Below are 18,508 nucleotides of genomic sequence, written 5' to 3'. Positions count from 1 at the left end.
GGTACCTGCATCCCTACTTGTTGCGTGAACCTCAATGTGGCCAGTTCTACAGGTGTTCACTCCAAGCGTACGTAAAATACACTTTCGTGTCGTGATCCCAATAAGCGAGCAACCCGCCTGCAAGAATGGTCTTTCCATCGGACGGCACGAGACGTGCTGCAATCCGGTCCCACTGCTCCAGTGTCCGGGTTGCCGTGCCTTCATGCACCAGAACCGGATCACCACCCCGCAGCAGGTCACGCGCCATCAGGCTCTGGCCGGGTTTGATGTCCGAGACTTCATACAGGCTCATGACCGAAGCCTTGAGGGCACGCATGTAGGCGCTGTTACGCGGCCCTTCCTTCCAGCCCCGACGCTTGAGGTAAACGTCGACGAAGTTCCGGCCATCATCCCGGTCCTGCCCGAGAAAATCCTCGAAGGCGCAGCCCCATAGCGTCATGGCGACGTCAGGACCGATCATCTCCGCCAGATCCTCGAAGGTGATGTCACCCGCTTCCAGCGCCGGACCGATGTGATCGGCGAGCACTTCGCCAAAACACTCCTGCCAGTCCTCCTGACCGAGATAACGGATCAGTCCCGTGAGTTCGTCTGCGGCCATGGCTGTTACTGCGTTTCCTGAACCTGACTCGGTGAGGCCGGAACGATATCCCGAAACAGGCATCAGGGCACCCTGCCCCACATTCACACACATGTGACCTTCGACAAAATTGCGCCGGATTACCTTTTCATCTGTTTCCTATGTGTTTCCTGCAGGGAATTTCAGACAACAAAAAACCCGCCGTGTGCGAGCGGTTTTATCGTGTCAAATCAAGGATTTGTATCTGGTTTCAGGGGGCCTGCAACCAAAGAAGACTGCTGCTTGTCAGCGGGTTCGTAGAGAAGCTCGCTGCATGACATAGTCGATTGATAAGCAGTCGTTTTTATCAATATTTTGTCTCGCTGCGTCTTTCCCGGTCAGACCGTGTCAGTCAGCCAGTCCTCGGTTCGAAGACCTTCCACCCGCTGGAATTCCCGAAGGTTCCCCGTCACGACAATCAGCCCCCTGCTCCGGGCATGCCCAGCAATCATGAGATCATACGGACCTATGATACGGCCATTCCGTTCAAGAGCAGCCCGAATGTCCGCTGTATGGGCGGCCGCTTCACTGTCGAATGGCAGGACCGCCAGCCTTGCCGCGAAGTGCTCGACCTCACGCCTTGTGTGCACGGGATCAGACGAGCGTTCCGCGCCATAAAGCAGCTCATACAGCACCACGTCCGAGATGCAGAGTTCCTCCGCACAGCTGTTGAACCTCGGACGCAGCCCCTGCGGTCGATCCCGCAACACCCGGATACAGAGGTTCGTATCCAGCAGGTAACGCAGCATTCAGAGCGCCTCGCGTTCCTGCATGGCTGGCTGGTTCCGCTCCCCCAGATCCACCCCGGGAGCCGCAAAGAAATCATCCCACGCCACATCGACCGGAGCGATGATCCGCCGTGGACCTTCGGACACGATGACCACCTCACGCACCTGTTCCCCGAAGGCGACCATCTTCGGCAGACGCACCGCCTGCGAGCGATTGGATAGAAAGAGTGTTGTACGGGTCAGCATCGGAGATCCCTCCTTATGGATATGTATCGTGTATATCCAATTTGGACAAAGATGTCCCGTATTTTTGGGACTCTCTGCACCGCATACACACAATCCGGACAGGTGATTGGGAAGATATGTGATATCGGAACACCAGTCTTGGTTAGGCCGATTGATGACCAGATCGCGCAGCAGATATGGATATTTCCGATGCTCCGGATGGGGCACGGTCGTACGCGGCTTCTGGTAAATCGCCCGCAGGCCCATGATCGCCATGAGCCGCCGAACCCGCTTGCGGCCCACTTCATGTCCCAGGCGGCGCAGATGCCATGTCATCTGCCGTAAGCCATAATAGGGCGTTTCCAGGAACTGGGCGTCGATCAGCCGCATCACCTCTGTGTATGATTGGCGTGGCGGGTATTTTCCCAGTTCCAGGGAAGGAACTCGTGCAGGCATGAGACCGGCTGGTCGTTGATCCGGGCGAGAACGTCGGCGAGACAGACCTGGGGATCGACGTCGTTGAGCTTTGCAGTGACGATGCGGGAATACATGTCGGCCGCGCGCGGGCCGCCCCGATCGGAACCGGCGAACAACCAGGCTTTCCTGCCCAGAGCGATGCCGACTACAGAGCATAGTTGCCTTACTCCGCCAGGTTCGATGTTGCCAGCTTTCTTCACCAGCCAGAAGATCAGCCTGCATGCAGGCCCGGTGCCATGCAATGCGGAGGCAAGGAAAGCTGATCCTTCATGTCGCCACGGGTGATGGAGACTCCACATCCCCCCTGCGACGGGGAATGCGGTTCCATGCATCAAGGGCCGCGATCTTATATGCTTCCGCCAATGTCGGGTAATTGAAGGTCGCATCGATAAAGTAGTCGAACGTTCCCCCGAAATTAAGCACGGCCTGACCGATATGGATTAGTTCCGTGGCACTTTCACCGACTATATGCACCCCGAGCAGCCTGTGGGTTTCAAGGGAAATCACCAGTTTCAGCATCCCCGAATGCATGCCTGCGATATGCCCGCGTGATGTCTCGCGAAAGCGTGCGATCCCGCATTCATACGGTATGGATTTTTCCTTTGCCTGTTCTTCCGTCATGCCGACCGTTGAGATTTCAGGCACGGAATATATCCCATAAGGAAAGAATTCAGGGGCTGGCGGCACGGTCTGGCCAAAAGCATGGCACGCTGCGATACGCCCCTGTTCCAGCGATGTGGAAGCAAGGGACGGAAAACCGATGACATCCCCCGTGGCATAGATATGCGCGACACCTGTCTGGAACGTCTTCGGGTCTACTTGCAACCTGCCGCGACTGTCGGCCCGCAGACCGCATGCATCAAGCCCGAGTTGATCCGTAGCCCCGGAACGTCCGCCGGTATAAAGCAGGATATCAGAACGGATCTGCCCGCCATCGGCCAGGAGGGCCACGGGTTGTCCATCCGCGACCGTGATTGAATCCAGCCGGCTGCCCAGCCTGAAGCGCATTCCGCGATCGCATAACTGATGCATGAAGTCGGCAATGATGCCCCGGTCCACAAAATCCAGAATACTGTCACGTGCCTCGACAACGCTCACCTGCACATCCAGCGCACTGAATATTGTCGCGTATTCAATACCGATCACCCCCCCGCCAATTACCGTCAGGGAACGTGGCAGGCGCGCAAGGCTGGTCATTTCATCGCTGTCCAGCACGACCGTCCCGTCAAAGGGCACATTGGCCGGACGGTGCGGGTGGGTGCCGACGGCAATAATGATCCTGTCACCCGACACGGTCCGCGCAACCCTCTTGTCCATGGTGATCGTAATATGGTGCGGATCCACGAACCGTGCCGTGCCATGCGCAACCGCTATGCCATTGCGGGCGAACTGGTGGTCCAGCATATCGACTTCATAATCCAGGGTCTTGCGCAGGCGACTGTTCAGGTCGGCTATGGTTATGTCCTTGCGGGCACGGTAAGCCCGGCCATAGAAAGCCTGCTCCCGCCAGCCTGTCAGGTTGAGGACCGTCTCCCGCAGGGTTTTGGACGGAATGGTGCCGGTATGCACGCAGACCCCGCCAACCCGGGTATTTTTTTCGATAATCAGCACGGATCGACCCAGTTTCGCCGCCTGAACCCCAGCCCGCCTGCCTGACGGGCCGCTGCCGATCACGACCAGATCATAATCATATGTCTCGGTCATGCCCCATCCCCCAAACCGGACTGTTCCGGCCCATGTCGTGCCTGTATGGCTAACGCACGGATCATATGCGGGATTTCGCCGGCCATGATGGCTGCGGACCAGAATTCGACCTTTCCCCTGCGGGAAGTGGCCCGGATCGATTTCGTCAGGCGTGGGAAGAGCATGACAGAAGCGATGTCTTTAACGTGCATGCAATTCATGGCAGCGGAGCAGGCCTGTATCCGGTTTGCCTGTCAATATCCCGGTCTTTATCGGCTGATGTCCAGTTCCGATGCCGACAAGACGATAGCCCCAGTTACATGATGCGGCCATGAATATCTTCGGAAGTCTTCCGGGTCTTCTGGAAAGAGGACAACGTGACGGAAGCTTCCGACCGGTTGCCAGCAGCGCCCTGACAGCAGCAGACCAGGCATCGTGAAACCTTGAGGATGTGGCCTTACCGGTGATAATCTCGCTGCACGATCCAGAGTAATCCAGCCTTATGAAAGCCATCGAATGTTTGATACAGGGAAGTTTGTATCAGTTGGCGATACAAATTTGTTCGTCTCTGAAGCCGGGAACCCGAAAGGAAGAGTAATTGTATTGCTTCATGGCGGCTTGCGGAGCCGGCTGGATTTCATTCCGCTCGCAAAGCACTTGGCAGAAGATTATAGGCTGATTGCTATTGATACGCGTGGGCATGGTCGATCTGGTATCGGGACGGCCCCCCTGACATATCGACAGCTTCAGGATGATTTTACCGCGGTTCTTAACGCGATGGGGCTGCAAAAATCCGGTATAATCGGACATAGTGACGGTGGCATTGTCGCCCTTCGTCTGGCTGCATCTCATGCCGTACAACCAGAGTTCGTCATAGCGGTCGGCGCGCACTGGGTGTTGCCGGAAAATGATCCGGCCCGGCAGATTTATCAGAAGATCAATCTTGAAAAATGGCGTGGGATGTTCGGGAATCAAATATCGGTCTACAACGCGGAAAATCCCGAACCGGATTTCGAAAAGTTATTCAAGGCGGCGACGCATATGTGGCTCGGCTGCGACGAAGATGCCTATCCCGGCGCGTCTGTAAAAAACATCCGGTGTCCTCTGCTCGTCGTGCATGGTGACGATGATATGCTGGTGTCGCGGCAACAGGCGTTTGAGCTTGCTGAGCAGGTCAAAGGTGCCAGATTGCTTAACCTAGCCTTCGCGAAACATACGTTACTTGAAGACATGCCTGAGCGTGTTTTTCCCTTTTTACAGGATTTCATGAATCGCATTACTGCCTGAAGGCCATGCAGTTTCATGTCCCGTCAGAGAAATCCCTTTCTGATTCCCCAATGTCTGGCATGAGGCGACTATCGCCTGTCCATTTGTTCCATCAAACGAAACATTCGTGAGTTCCAAAGGACGAAAAAGCCAAACGGAAGAGAGGTTATCGAAATATAGCCTGTGTGGTAGGGTTCTGCTTCAGGAAACAGGGATTTTTCTCAAATATGAAATTGCGGCAACTTGGCAAGAGCGGCCCTCAGGTATCCGAAATCGGTCTTGGGTGTATGAGCATGTCCGGCATGTATGGTCCGGCTGATCGGAAAGAAAGCATCGCTACCATCCATGCCGCGCTGGATGCCGGAATCACGCTTCTCGACACCGGCGATTTCTATGGCATGGGCCATAACGAGATGCTGATTGGTGAGGCGATCAGGGATATTCCTCGCGACAGATTCCTCGTCAGCGTCAAGTTTGGTGCGATGCGGGATCCGGGTGGCAACTGGGGTTCCTACGACGCACGACCTGCCGCCATGAAGAACTTCCTGGCCTATACGCTGCAACGGCTCGGGCTTGATCACGTCGACATCTACCGGCCTGCACGGCTGGACCCGGCAGTGCCGGTTGAAGAGACGATTGGCGCCATTGCCGAGATGGTTCAGGCTGGTTATGTCCGGCATATCGGGCTTTCCGAAGTTGGCCCGGAAACCATCCGGCGCGCGGCTTCCGTCTATCCGATCAGCGACCTTCAAATTGAATATTCGCTGATTTCGCGTGGCATCGAGGACAAAATTCTTCCTGCCTGTCGTGAACTCGGTATCGGCATAACAGCTTATGGCGTACTCGCGCGTGGCCTGATCAGCGGGCACTGGCAAGGAGCGAAGGGACCAGGGGACTTTCGGGTTCGTAGTCCCCGCTTTCAGGAAGGCAACGTCGAGCGTAATCTGGCTCTCGTGGAGACATTACGCGGAATTGCAGCCACCAAAAATGCGAGTGTGGCCCAGTTGGCAATCGCCTGGGTGGCCGCACAGGGTGACGATATTGTACCACTTGTAGGAGCCCGCCGGCGCGATCGGCTCTCCGAGGCGCTGGGTGCGCTTGATCTTGCGCTGACGCCCGGCGATCTGGCTGCTATCAAGCAGGCTGTTCCCAAAGGGGCCGCAGCCGGGGAACGCTACGATCCGAAACAGATGGCAGTACTCGACAGCGAGAAATCCGGGCTCATCGAAGGTTAGAAGTAAGATATGGCCGGTTCAGGGATGAATGTCTCAACGAAACGTTGCTCACGTCCCTGTTGCATGCCCGCCAGATTCTGGCTGACTGGCGGGCAGACTACAATACGGTGCGCCCCCACATCCCCAACTGGATGGCAAACACCGGACCCGGTCGCCAGACAAGGGTCTCGAGGGCATGGTAGAACGGCATGATAATCTGGATAATGAAGCCAGACGGAACTCACCAGATGTATGAATGATCTACGTAGCAGTCCCGTAGATTTTGAGGATGAATCTCCTGTAGCTTCCCGGTATGGGTTCTGAGCGGGGGCGTAAGAAAAAATGGTATATGCCCCGTTCCTGTATCACAGTCTGGACCTTCTCTGCCGTGACCATTTTGCCGACATTGTCATATCATGGTGCAGGTCAGGCTGACTGCCAGTCCGTTCCGGGCCGAAATCGCGCCAGACGAGCCCGTCGGCTTCGTCGTCTGGCGCGTGTCAGGACCCTGAAATGGCAAAGAACACTCATGTATTGCTCGGGGGCTGTGCTGATCGGGATTATTTCCGTGATCTTTGCCCATCTGGGGGATGCGGCGGCCGATCTGCGTTACCACATCGTCGCCCTGAATGCCTGGTCCATGCTTCTGATTGCACCGCTTGGACTGGTCGCCATTACCTGGTTGACGCGCGTGCTGTTCAATGGTGCCCAAGGCTCGGGTATCCCCCAGACAATTGCAACATTGCATATGCATAATTTCATGCTGGTGGACCGAATTCTGACATTGCGCATTGCGCTCGGCAAGATCCTGATGACATGCCTCGGTCTGATCTGCGGCGCCTCAATCGGTCGCGAAGGACCCAGCGTCCAGATCGGGGCGTCCATCATGCATGCGTTCTCGCGGGCCATGGGTCAGCATAATGACGTCACCCGACACGGTATGATCCTGGCGGGTGGAGCCGCCGGCATGGCTGCGGCCTTCAACACGCCCCTGGCCGGAGTTGTATTCGCCATTGAGGAACTCGCCCATTCCTTTGAACAGAAATCGTCAGGACGGACACTGACCGTCATCATCTTTTCCGGGATCACCGCGATTGCCCTGCTGGGGAATTATACCTATTTCGGTCGCACCAGTGCCTCCATCCCGGTTGGTGTCGCATGGTTGGCCGTTCTGGTGTGTGGTGTAAGCGGTGGGCTGGCAGGTGGCCTTTTTGCCCGCCTTGTCATCAGGCTGTCAAAAGGATTGCCGGGATCACTTCGTCCGTTTGCAGCACGTTTCCCTCTCGGGTTTGCTGCTCTATGCGGTCTGCTTCTGGCCCTGATCGGACTGGCATCCGATGGTGCAACCTATGGTACGGGCTATCTCCAGGCGCGGGGGATCGTGGATGGCAGCCTCCATTATCCCGCGTCCTTCTTTCTCCTGAAGTACCTTTCCATGCTCATCACCTTCTGTTCGGGGATACCCGGGGGCATGTTTGCACCATCTCTTGCCATTGGCGCCGGAATGGGCGGATGGATCGAGCAGTTCCTGCCCCATACATCTCCAGGCGCGGTCGTTCTGCTTGGGATGGCGGCATATTTCTGTGGCGTTGCCCAGTCCCCCCTCACGGCGACGATCATCGTAATGGAAGTATGCGATAACCAGCAGGTCACGCTGGCGCTTCTCGCGACTGCGTTTCTGGCGTTCGGGGTCTCGCGCACGGTCTGCCCGCATCCGCTTTATTCCGCCCTCGCCGCGGGGTTCATGGAGAAGACGGAACGGAAGGCAGGTCAGGAAAAAACACTTTCAAGGCAGGAAACTGATCCCTCCTGAACCGGGACCCAGGTTGCAGATGCAGTATTCCGAGCCAGAGAACCGTCAGTCAACGAAAGAAGACACGATGCTGCAGCAGGTGCCGAACCGGAAACCACAACCGGAACAGACCGGGAGTTCCTGCAGTCTGGTTTTCCTGGCATCAGCGTCAATCCTGATCGGGCTTGCGACCGGTGCAATCTGTGGGGTCTTCCGCCTGTTTCTTAAAGGGCTGGAAACCGCGCGAACGGATCTGGCTCTCCGGTTTCTGCATGGTTCTCCGTGGGAGGGTTGCTTTCTGGTCGTGGGGGTTGCCCTGGCGGCCCTTGTCGCAGTGGAAATGGTGCGCCGTTTTGCGCCGCTGGCATCAGGCAGCGGTATTCCCCATGTCGAGGCCGTGCTGTCGGGCGTCGCGGTCCCAGCGCCATGGGTGCTCATCCCGGTCAAGTTCATTGGTGGTCTGCTGGCGATTGGAGGTGGACTGGCCCTGGGACGCGAAGGGCCAAGCGTGCAGATGGGTGCCGCGACAGCCAATACGATCGGACGACTGCTCTCTCTGGGGCAGGCGGACTGCCGCGCTCTCCTCGCCGCTGGCGCAGGAGCCGGTCTTGCAACGGCCTTCAATGCGCCGGCTGCAGGTGCCGTTTTTGTCCTGGAAGAACTGGTGGGACGGTTTGAAGCCAGAATGGTGTGTGCGGCACTCGGGGCGTCCATTTCAGCCATTCTGATCAGTCGTGGCATCCTGGGCGGCCAGCCTGATTTCATCGTGTTCCATCAGGTCCTGCCTGAAGCGATCGCGAAGCAGCTATTCTTTGTCATGACCGGTCTCATGACCGGTCTGCTGGCGGTTGGATATAACCGGACAATTCTTGCGGCACTGCGCCTTGCCGACCGTCTGCCTGTCAGCATACCCGTCAGGGCCGTTCTGATTGGTGGTCTGGCTGGACTTGTTGTGTGGCTTGATCCGCATCTGGCAGGTGGAGGGGACTGGATTACCCAGGCAGCGATAAATAATACGATAAGCTGGCGTATTATCCCTGCCCTGTTCGTTTTCCGGTTGATCTTCGGTGCGATTTCCTATGCTGCCGCAACACCAGGAGGACTATTTGCACCCATGCTTGCCCTGGGGGCACTGTCCGGATTGGCCTGCAGCTTTGTGGCGCAGATACTGAGCCCGGATACAGCGCTGGCGACCACGCCATTTGTGATTGTCGGCATGGCCTCCATGTTTGCGGGATCCGTTCGATCGCCCTTGACGGGCATTATCCTCGTCATGGAAATGACCGGATCGTCCGATCTTGTATTGCCGCTTCTGTCTGGAAGCTTCGCGGCAATGGTAGTGGCAGGAGCGCTCGGCGATACACCGATCTACGAGGCGCTGAGGCTCAGGGCAGCAACCGGCAGACGCTGAAATTATCACCTTTTGGAATACCTGTTTCATAAGGAATCATTCAGACCGGGATGCGGATGACGGATAGAGCCTGCGGGCGACCCGTTCCATGGTCAATCCCTGCACGATAATGGTGAACACTACCACGCCGTAACAGACAGGCAGCAGCAGATTGCGCAATTCACCGGGTGGCAGTCCAAGCGCCAGCGAAACCGAGATGCCGCCACGCAGGCCGCCCCAGGTCAGGATACCCAGAACACGGCCACGCTCCCATTGCCGGAGATGAACCGGGAGGGTGGAAAACAGCACGCTCAATGCCCGCACGGCAATGGACAGCGGGATCACGGCAAGCGTTGCCAGCACCGTAAACAGATGCGGCGTGATCTCCAGTATTTCAAAGCCGATAAGCATGAACAGCAGGACATTCAGCACTTCGTCAATCAGGGTCCAGGCGATATCGAGTTCCTTACGGGACGCTTCATCGAAAACGGAATGGCTATAGCTTGTTCCGAAACACAATCCGGCCACGACGACAGCAATCGCGCCTGACATGCCAAGATGGTTGGCAATGCTGAAGATTCCGGTCGCCAGGGCCAGTGACGTCAGCAGATCGATATGCGGATCCCGCTGCCCCTTGAGCACACGAAGCGCAATCCACCCCGTCAGTGCGCCCAGCAGGCCGCCACCAAGCGCCTCGCGGCAGAAGCTGAGGGCAATCCCGGAGGCGGCTACGCCCTGACTGTCTCCGGTCGCCAGTCCGATCGTCACACCGAAAATGACGACCCCGACGCCGTCATTGAACAGGCTCTCGCCCGCGAAAATGGCCTGAAGCGGCCCCGGCAGCCCCAGACGCTTTAACATCCCCACGACCGAAACCGGATCAGTAGGTGCGAGAATGGCGCCGAGCACGATGCACCATGTAAAGGGAACAGCGTGGCCCAACAGCGGAAAAACACTCCAGGCCGCGCCCGCCAGAAAGGCCACGGCCAGAACAGTCCCGAGAATGGACAGGGCTGTCACAGACATCAGTTTCGCACGCAGGTGTCCGACATCAACCTGCATGGCTCCGGCAAAGAGAAGAAGTGACAGCGCACCATTCAGAAGCGCCGCGGGTAGGTTGATGACCCCCAGCACAGACCGCGGCAGGGCCTGAAGATCATAGGCCGGGATCAGCAGGTTCAGAACCATGACCAGCAGGGAAGTCAGCAACGAGAAGATCAGAACGCCGATCGTCACGGGAACGCGAAGCGTGTGGTGATTGAGAATGCTAAAGGCAGCGGCAAGCACGAGAAGCAGGGCGATCAGGCTGATGGTATCCATGGTATGATCGCTGGCCTTTCTGGCGTTTCGCGTCAAGAAAAACCGGTGCTCTCTTTTATGGGCCGGGATCTGCCAGAAGGACGGATATTCACAAAAGGTTACCGGTTCTGGCATCCCGAGCGGAATGCCCGCCATCACTGATCCGCCCTAGCCTGAGCGCATTGGTGACGACGGTGACGGAAGACAGCGCCATGGCGGCACCTGCGATCATCGGCGATAGCAACAGTCCGAATACCGGGTAGAGGACGCCTGCCGCAACCGGAATGCCGATCCCGTTGAACAGAAACGAGAAGGCAAGGTTCTGCCGGATATTGCGCATGATCGCGTGCGCCAGTTTTCGGGCGCGGACCAGCGCACCCAGGCTGCCATGGGCCAGTGTGATGCCTGCGCTCTCGATGGCGACGTCAGTCCCTGTTCCCATGGCGATACCTACGGAAGCCGCCGCGAGGGCCGGCGCGTCGTTCACGCCGTCTCCCGTCATCGCCACATGGCGGCCGACACTCTCCAACTGTCTGATGATATCGGCCTTGTCCTGGGGCTTCAGCCCGGCGTGTACCTCTGCAATGTTCCCGGCAGCCTGTGCCACAGCTCGTGCAGTCGTCTCGTTATCGCCAGTCAGCATGACGATGCGCATCCCGTCATCATGCAGCGCCGCTAACGCAGCTTTCGTGTCTTCCCGCAGCGGATCGGCCACGGCAATCGTCCCCGCTGCTTTCCCGTCTATCGCAACAAACATGACCCCCGCGCCGGACTGACGATATCGCGTTGCATCTGCCTCCAGCGGAGCGGGATCTGCCCCGGCCTGCTTGAGCCTTTCGGCATTGCCAATCACCACCTGACGGCCATCTGCTGTGCCGCTGACGCCGAGGCCGGGCTGTGAGCCGAAATCGCTGACCTGCACCAGCGTGCCATGGCGCTCCTTCAGTGCCCGGACCACTGCCTGGGCCAGCGGATGCTGGGACTGCGCTTCGACTGAGGCCGCCAGGCGCAGCACATCGTCCTCCTGCCACTCTGGCGCAACGTCGAGGGCGATCAGCCGGGGATGTCCTTCCGTGAGCGTGCCGGTCTTGTCCACCACCAGGGTGTCCACCTTGTCCAGTGCCTGCAGGGCCTCGGCATTGCGCACCAGAACGCCCTCACGCGCGCCGCGCCCGGTGCCGACCATGATGGACATCGGCGTGGCCAGTCCCAACGCGCAGGGACAGGCGATGATCAAAACGGATATGGCATTGAGCAGGGCATGGCCGAAGCGCGGCGTGGGACCGACAAAATACCACACGACGAAAGTCACGAGGGATATACCCAACACCAGCGGGACGAACCAGTCCGACACGCGGTCGGCGATGCTCTGGATCGGCGCACGACTATGCTGTGCTGTGGCAACCATTGCCACGATGCGAGCAAGCATGGTGTCGCTGCCGACCGCCCGTGCCTCGATTTCCAGGCTGCCAGTGCCGTTAATGGTGCCACCCGTTACCGCATCGCCCGGTTTCTTCGCCACGGGCGCAGGCTCGCCGGTGAGCATCGCTTCATCCACACTGGACGCGCCGTTCAGCACCTTGCCATCGACAGGGACGGATTCACCGGGCCGAATGCGGAGACGGTCGCCGGTCGCGATATCTTCGACCGCAACATCGTTTTCCTGGCCGTCAGCGCCAATGCGATGCGCCTGTTTCGGCGTGAGATCCAATAGCGCGCGGATCGCGTTGCCGGTTGCGGCGCGAGCGCGCAGTTCCAGGACCTGCCCAACCAGCACGAGTGCCACCACCACGCCCGCGGCCTCGTAATAGACCGGAAGGCTGCCGTCAGGCATCCGGAAAGTCGCGGGGAAGGCGTCGGGAAAGATCGTTGCCACGAGGCTGTAGCCAAAGGCCGCACCCACGCCGAACATGATCAGGGTAAACATGTTGAAATGGCCGGTGCGGAGTGAGGCGAGACCGCGCTGAAAGAACGGTAACCCGGCCCAGCAGACGGCAGGCAGCGTGAGCGCGAGTTGCACCCATGGCGACAGCACAGGCGGCACAAGATGCAGACCGACATCGCCTCCCATGGCGATGAGCATGAGCGGAATGGCAAGCACCCCGGCCACGATCAGGCGGCGCGTAAAATCTCTGAGTTCGGGATTTTCCTCATTGTGCCCGGTCGGATCCTCCGGCTCCAGCGCCATGCCACAGAGCGGGCAGTCTCCGGAGTGATCCTGCCGGATCTGCGGATGCATGGGACAGGTCCAGATTGTGTGGTTTCCGGCAAGAGAGGGCATTTCGTTCGTGGACGTATGATGGTCATGGCCGGTATTGCTGCCCGATTTCTGACCATGTTCCATTGCTGGCATCGCCGGAGCATTACCAGTTTTCTCTGCAGGTTCCAGCGCCATGCCGCACTTAGGGCATTTTCCCGGATGCGTTTCCCTGATTTCCGGGTGCATCGGACAGGTCCACGCCGTCTGGCCTGCCAGGGACTGGTCATGGGTAATGGATGCCTCGTCCGCCACGAAAGCTGCGGGGTCTGCCCCGAATTTCCGCTGGCAGTGCTCACTACAAAAATAATAATCGTGTCCATCATGCAGCGTGTGAAATTTTGCTGTCACAGTATCCACACTCATGCCACAGACCGGATCATGTACGGTTCTGGGCACCATCATCTGCCGATCATCCTGTCTGGTATCCGTCATGCGTGTTTCCCCGATGGAAGCGGCTGAATTTCAGACTGCGATGGAACAGGCATTGAAACCATGTCACAGCACAGACAATGAAACGACCACTTTGTCGAGACAGTTGCCCGCATACCGGTGATCCCCCAAAAGAGCATACATTCAGCGATTACATGATCGTCAGCAGGCATTGACCTACGTCGCTGTTACAATCAGTGTCTGGAATGAACGTAATCTTAGCTTCTGGACTGATGACCGACCTTATTCGAGACCTCATTCTTCGCTGGCGGGACGATCCGGCAGCAACCTATCAGAGCTGGTTTTTATGGGACGAGCGTATCAAGAACTTTCGCTCCATCCGCAGGGGGCTGCAGCAGGTTGTCACCGAGATTGCCGCTGGTACGTTCGGGGTCGCCTATCGTGGCTCCTCACTGGAAACAGTTGTTCATTCGATTGCGGAGCAGCGTCAGATTTTCAAGGGGGCAGATCATGCGTTCCTTTGGAAGCCGAAGCTACGAATTCCAGATATCTACGAGAATCCCGTCAACCAGAAAGCGTTCGGTCAGCTTCTCGATACCTGTCTGTGCTGCAATACTGAAGAGCACGTGGTTTCGGCCATTCATGCGATTGATGCTCGCAAGATAAAGGGACTGGGACCAGCCGTCGCCAATCTGCTGTATTTTCTGCATCCGACAATCATGCCGCCGTTCAACACGGCGATCGTGAAGGGCTATAACGCTCTGACCGGATCGAAGGTGAAACTGGGGCGATGGGAAGAGTATCTCGCCATGCGGCAGGGAATCCTGAAGCTGAATGCGACCTATCGTTCACTGCTTTCCAATGATCTGGGCGCCATCGGAGGACTGCTGTTTGACCTCGGTAGCGGACGCTATACAGCGCCACCTCTCGAGGATGACGAAACCGCGCGAAAGCTTTGGGAAGCCGATCTCCATCAGGTAAGGGAGCAGAGCGCGAAAGAAGCCCGGATCCTCGCCGCGGAGCGGGAAACGGATCATACCCATACCGAGATTCAGGGCTGGCTTCGTGCTCTGGGGCTTTCCCTGGGGTATGATGTCTGGATTGCGGCCAATGATCGCAGTCGTCCATGGCAGGACGGTAAATTGGGAGATGGCTGCCTGTCGGTGTTGCCAGGGTTCACGACAGAAACGCAGGGAGCGGAATCCGTGCGCCTGATCGATGTCCTGTGGCTGGACCAGGAAAGCCGCAGGATTGTTGCAGCATTCGAGGTCGAACATTCAACGACCATCTATTCCGGTATCGTGCGGATGCTGGATCTTGCTCTCGGGTCAGAGGCGCAGGCCCTGGAGGGCCTGTTCCTTGTTGCGCCGGACAAGCGGGAAGCCGATGTGCGGGAACAGTTGAAGCGGCCGGCCTTCAGCAGGATCGCCGACCTGAAAGTCCGGTATCTGCCTTATGGGGCGCTTGAGAAGGATCGTGAGGCAATCGAGCGTTTTGGTCATGGGATGAAGCCTATTCAGGCAATATCCCATCTTCTTACCCCAGCGTGATGTTGATGACAGCAATGAGCGGTACAATATCTGTTTCAGAGCGGGCAGAGAAATCGGGGCAGCTTCCCTCTCTGTCCCGAACGTCTTTTGCCATACGATGTCCGCTTATCGGAACCCGGAGCGGTCCTGTTATACTACCAGGTGGAGAGATCGAAGAACCGTTGATTGAAGGCATTATGTCCTGATTTTGGGCTTAACGAGCAAGTATTGATGGTTCTGGGTAATAACTTTCGCTCTGCGCCTGGGGCAGAACGGGGAGCATTATATATAGGCTGGTTTTCTACGCGGCGGCGCTGATCCGCTCCAGAAACAGAAAGCGGCGCATGTTGTAGACGATATTGGCCAGTCGGCCGCTGCCGTCGCGCAATGGTTTTCGGTCGTCTCGGCGCAGCCCGTACCCGAACATGATGGCCGTCTCGCCATCGCCCGTCAGGCAGCCGATGCTTATATGCACCGCAGCAAGGCTGAGAACACACTGCGCACCTGTCGCGCCGCCGTCCGGTCCTGGTGTCGCTGGGCCTGCCCTTCAGGAAACGTCCGCGCCTGCAGACTCAGCACTACCTGACCTGCCTGTCGTCCCGCTATCGTTCTGCTCCCGTCATTGCGACAGGAGCATCATCTAATGATGCTTATTTCAGTTTCAGATGACGAGGAGGAAAGAGTTCTTCGTTCTCTGGAATTGATGCTCGCAAAGGAAACGCCGAACAATTTCATGTAGAGTAAGCGCTAACTGAAATCGAGACGGCAAAAATCCACTTTTCCGTTTACATCTCAGTATTCTTAATGTCTCGAATGAAGGCGGCTGCCGCCTTTTCCTCGCATCTCGCCCACATATGTGCTAATGTGGGTTTGTGCTTCATGGGAGGGATATATCATGAGCCGACTGACCATTGATATGACGGATCAGCAGCACCAGAGCCTGAAAGCACTGGCGGCGCTACAGGGCAAGACGATCAAACAGTATGCTCTTGAGCGCTTGCTCCCTGATAATCTTGATACTGACCATGCGTGGCAGGAACTTAAAAATCTTCTTAGAGCCCGCGTTCAGGAAGGCCTTGACGGCAAGGTAAGCTCAAAGAGCGTCAGTGCGATCCTTAGTGAGGAACTCAACGAGAAGCACGCTTGAAAAGTTACATCCTTACTGAAGCAGCGGAAGCTGATTTGCGTGCAGTCATCCGTTACACAACAAAACAGTGGGGAGACGCTCAGGTTCGTCGATATGTCGCCGTTCTGGAGCAAGGCATTATCAGTCTCGTCGAAGGTCATAGCGCTTTCAAGGACATGAGCACGCTGTGTCCTGGGTTGAGAATGGTGCGGGTCGACCATCACTACATTTTCTGTCTACCGCGTGAGGGTGCGCCAGCCTTGGTCGTGGCCATTCTACACGAGCGCATGGATCTTCTGACCCGCTTGGCAGGCAGGTTATGATCTGACGTCTGCTTTCGGGAACGCAGATTGCCGAGCCCTACGTCCGGGAAGAGGCAAGTGCTGCCTGCCTGCTTAATTCCTGATCCCAGTGGTTCCGAACCGGATCATCTTATGAGTTGGCAGTTTGACCGGCGATCCGATGCAGGTCCGCATTGTCATATGTCCGGCATCCATCTGCCACCTGCCCCACAAGCCCGGCAATCGCCTTCGCGACAGTTTTCGCGTCAATCGCGCCATATCCAGCAAGCCTGCCGATCATGAACGGTGCCAGCGCCGCCGCCAGCCGCTGACCGATCGCCTCCATCGGTCGTGCCTCTGCACGGTGACCCAGCAACATGCCGGGACGCAGGATGTCCACGCGGCTGAAACCGAGCGCCCTGATGTCGCGCTCGATCTCGCCTTTGGTCCTGAGGTAAAAACCGGGACCGCCCGCCCCCACGGAAGAAACGAGAATGAACTGGCGTGCGCCAAGCGCATGTGCCGCTGTAGCAAAAGCGAGGACATAGTCATGATCTACGCGGAACATGGCCGTCTGCGATCCAGCGGCACGAATTGTGGTGCCAAGGCAGGAAATCGCCACGTCAGCGCCAGTTGGGGCGACGGTCCGTAACGTCACCTCGGGCGCCGCGTACAGGCGTTCGAAATCAATGACATGATCGGAGCAAGATGATTTCCGACGCGTCAGGCTGGTGACGACGGTATCAGGCCGCTTGGCAAGGTCCGCATCGACAGAACGCCCGATGAGACCGGTGCCCCCGATGAGCAGAACGCGCGTCGTCATCGCAGGATCAGATTGGTGATGACGTCGGTTAGTTTGCCGAATGGCGGCTGAAGCAGTGTTGCCGCATTGAAACGCCCCTGTCTGTACACCCCACGGGCATGTGTAAGTGCCATGAAGCCTTCCTTTCCATGATACGCGCCGATCCCACTGTCCCCCACACCGCCAAACGGCAGATCGTCCTGCACATAATGCATCAATGTACCATTGATCGTCACGTTTCCTGAAATCGTGTTCTTCAACACCCTGTCGCGTTCAACGCGGCTGTCGCCAAAATAATACAGGGCCAGAGGCCGGGGACGGGCGTTGATGAAAGCAATCGCTTCATCAAGGTTCCTGTAGGTCAACACAGGCAGGATGGGTCCGAAAATCTCCTCCTGCATGACCGCCAGTTCAGGTCTGACGTCCAGTATGAGAACCGGCGCAAGGACATGGCTGGCGGCTGAATCGCTCCCCATCCGGATGACCTGCGCACCATGCTCCTCGGCATCACGGACCAGACCGCTCAGGCGCTCATAATGATGCGTGTTGAGAATGGCCGTATAATCAGGCGACCCGGCGTAACCGCCCGGATGCAGCTTTTTCACGGCGTCCTGATAGGCTGCGGCAAAAGCGTCCCTGTCGCCTTCATGAACCAGCGCATAATCCGGCGCGACGCAGGTTTGCCCGGCATTGGTCAGCTTGCCGAACGCCACGCGCTCGGCCACCTGCTGCATGGAAAAACCGGGCGCGATCACCACGGGCGACTTGCCGCCCAGTTCAAGCGTGACCGGGGTGAGATTGCGTGCCGCCGCCTCTGCCACCTTCTTTCCGACCGCCGTGCTGCCGGTGAACAGGATATGATCGAAAGGCAGGGCCGAAAACGCAGCCCCCACTTCGCCACCGCCGGTCACCACAGAAACCTGCTCTGGCGGAAAGATGGCCTGAACGATCTGGCCGATCACCGCCGATGTGGCTGGTGTAAATTCCGATGGTTTGAGCATGGCCCGGTTACCAGCAGCGATCGCCGTTGCCAGTGGCACAAGGGCAAGCGAGACCGGATAGTTCCACGGCGCAATAATGCCAACGACACCCACCGGCTGCCGGACCACCCAGGCACGACCGCACTGGAAATAGGCCGAGACATGGCGGCGCTGCGTTTTCATCCAGCACCCCAGATGTGCGATCATGTAATTGATCGACTGCACCAGCGGGATCAATTCCACGATGGCGCTTTCGCGCTCCGACCGCTGGCCGAAATCCGTTTTCAGGGCGCGCACGATCTCGGTGCGCCGCTTCAGGATTTCAGCTTTCAGACGGCGCAGATTGGTCCGCCGCTGTTTCCGGTCGGGTGGCCCGGCATTCAGGAACGCGGCGCGCTGGCGGTCGAGAATACGGTGCATTTCAGCGGGGGTAACATCGGACATCACGTC

General features: G+C 57.8%; 14 protein-coding genes and 6 pseudogenes. 9 read left to right on the top strand and 11 right to left on the bottom strand.

All coding sequences use genetic code 11. The annotated features are described in order from the left end of the window. Positions 1–100 precede the first annotated feature (100 nt). The 6 genes and pseudogenes from CFR80_RS11110 to sthA form a co-directional block, all read right to left on the bottom strand. Positions 101–598 (bottom strand): annotated as a pseudogene (locus CFR80_RS11110) (hypothetical protein); the annotation flags it as partial. A gap of 356 nt (positions 599–954) precedes the next feature. Continuing rightward, entirely contained in the window at positions 955–1,365 is a 411-nt protein-coding gene (gene vapC, locus CFR80_RS11105; RefSeq protein WP_010517707.1) for a type II toxin-antitoxin system tRNA(fMet)-specific endonuclease VapC, read from the bottom strand. Continuing rightward, positions 1,366–1,566 (bottom strand): annotated as a pseudogene (gene vapB, locus CFR80_RS11100) (type II toxin-antitoxin system VapB family antitoxin); the annotation flags it as partial. Between the two features lie 132 nt (positions 1,567–1,698). Beyond that, positions 1,699–1,965: pseudogene (locus CFR80_RS11095) on the bottom strand (IS3 family transposase); the annotation flags it as partial. After that, positions 1,959–2,189: pseudogene (locus tag CFR80_RS11090) on the bottom strand (transposase domain-containing protein); the annotation flags it as partial. The pseudogenes CFR80_RS11095 and CFR80_RS11090, both read right to left, overlap by 7 nt. 124 nt (positions 2,190–2,313) lie before the next feature. Next, positions 2,314–3,750 carry a Si-specific NAD(P)(+) transhydrogenase gene (gene sthA, locus CFR80_RS11085; protein WP_019092393.1) on the bottom strand — a complete coding sequence of 479 codons (1,437 nt, stop codon included), beginning with the start codon at positions 3,748–3,750 and terminating at the stop codon, positions 2,314–2,316. A 45-nt stretch (positions 3,751–3,795) separates the two neighbouring features. On the opposite strand from sthA, the pseudogene CFR80_RS11080 reads away from it, so the two are divergent. The 6 genes and pseudogenes from CFR80_RS11080 to CFR80_RS11055 form a co-directional block, all read left to right on the top strand. Further along, positions 3,796–4,162, top strand: a pseudogene (locus tag CFR80_RS11080) (TetR/AcrR family transcriptional regulator); the annotation flags it as partial. An 83-nt stretch (positions 4,163–4,245) separates the two neighbouring features. Next, entirely contained in the window at positions 4,246–5,016 is a 771-nt protein-coding gene (locus tag CFR80_RS11075; RefSeq protein WP_110507361.1) for an alpha/beta fold hydrolase, read from the top strand. Between the two features lie 206 nt (positions 5,017–5,222). Further along, entirely contained in the window at positions 5,223–6,230 is a 1,008-nt protein-coding gene (locus CFR80_RS11070; RefSeq protein WP_029329731.1) for an aldo/keto reductase, read from the top strand. A gap of 11 nt (positions 6,231–6,241) precedes the next feature. Further along, positions 6,242–6,349: pseudogene (locus CFR80_RS20150) on the top strand (integrase core domain-containing protein); the annotation flags it as partial. Between the two features lie 389 nt (positions 6,350–6,738). Continuing rightward, a complete protein-coding gene (locus CFR80_RS11060; protein ID WP_019092385.1) occupies positions 6,739–8,022 on the top strand; it encodes a chloride channel protein in 1,284 nt (427 codons plus the stop codon). A gap of 67 nt (positions 8,023–8,089) precedes the next feature. After that, positions 8,090–9,412, top strand: coding sequence for a ClC family H(+)/Cl(-) exchange transporter (locus CFR80_RS11055; protein ID WP_010516400.1), 1,323 nt, complete (start codon positions 8,090–8,092; stop codon positions 9,410–9,412). A 36-nt stretch (positions 9,413–9,448) separates the two neighbouring features. Here the strand turns inward: CFR80_RS11055 and CFR80_RS11050 are convergent, their stop codons facing one another. After that, on the bottom strand, positions 9,449–10,711 hold the full coding sequence (locus CFR80_RS11050; protein ID WP_010516402.1) for a cation:proton antiporter: 1,263 nt from the start codon (positions 10,709–10,711) through the stop codon (positions 9,449–9,451). 88 nt (positions 10,712–10,799) lie between these two features. Beyond that, a complete protein-coding gene (locus CFR80_RS11045; protein WP_010516404.1) occupies positions 10,800–13,382 on the bottom strand; it encodes a heavy metal translocating P-type ATPase in 2,583 nt (860 codons plus the stop codon). 230 nt (positions 13,383–13,612) lie between these two features. On the opposite strand from CFR80_RS11045, the gene CFR80_RS11040 reads away from it, so the two are divergent. Continuing rightward, entirely contained in the window at positions 13,613–14,890 is a 1,278-nt protein-coding gene (locus CFR80_RS11040) for a hypothetical protein (protein WP_010516406.1), read from the top strand. Positions 14,891–15,170: 280 nt separating this feature from the next. On the opposite strand, the gene CFR80_RS19350 is transcribed toward CFR80_RS11040, so the two are convergent. Then, positions 15,171–15,344: a hypothetical protein gene (locus CFR80_RS19350; protein ID WP_010516408.1), complete on the bottom strand. Its 174-nt coding sequence runs from the start codon at positions 15,342–15,344 to the stop codon at positions 15,171–15,173. A 420-nt stretch (positions 15,345–15,764) separates the two neighbouring features. Between CFR80_RS19350 and CFR80_RS11030 the strand changes: the two genes are divergently transcribed. Together CFR80_RS11030 and CFR80_RS11025 are read left to right on the top strand one after the other, a co-directional pair. After that, positions 15,765–16,016 carry an antitoxin gene (locus tag CFR80_RS11030; protein ID WP_010516410.1) on the top strand — a complete coding sequence of 84 codons (252 nt, stop codon included), beginning with the start codon at positions 15,765–15,767 and terminating at the stop codon, positions 16,014–16,016. Beyond that, positions 16,013–16,318, top strand: coding sequence for a type II toxin-antitoxin system RelE/ParE family toxin (locus CFR80_RS11025; protein ID WP_010516412.1), 306 nt, complete (start codon positions 16,013–16,015; stop codon positions 16,316–16,318). The genes CFR80_RS11030 and CFR80_RS11025 overlap by 4 nt, the downstream gene beginning before the upstream one ends. 109 nt (positions 16,319–16,427) lie before the next feature. Here the strand turns inward: CFR80_RS11025 and CFR80_RS11020 are convergent, their stop codons facing one another. Next, entirely contained in the window at positions 16,428–17,099 is a 672-nt protein-coding gene (locus CFR80_RS11020) for an NAD(P)H-binding protein (RefSeq protein WP_010516413.1), read from the bottom strand. Beyond that, positions 17,096–18,502: a coniferyl aldehyde dehydrogenase gene (locus tag CFR80_RS11015; protein WP_110507359.1), complete on the bottom strand. Its 1,407-nt coding sequence runs from the start codon at positions 18,500–18,502 to the stop codon at positions 17,096–17,098. The genes CFR80_RS11020 and CFR80_RS11015 overlap by 4 nt, the downstream gene beginning before the upstream one ends. Positions 18,503–18,508: the final 6 nt, after the last annotated feature.

The sequence above is a fragment of the Komagataeibacter oboediens genome (assembly GCF_003207815.1).
In the GTDB taxonomy this organism is placed as follows: Bacteria; Pseudomonadota; Alphaproteobacteria; order Acetobacterales; family Acetobacteraceae; genus Komagataeibacter; species Komagataeibacter oboediens.
The sequence above is the reverse complement of the archived record's forward strand: the minus strand, read 5'-3'. Positions and strand labels throughout refer to the sequence as shown.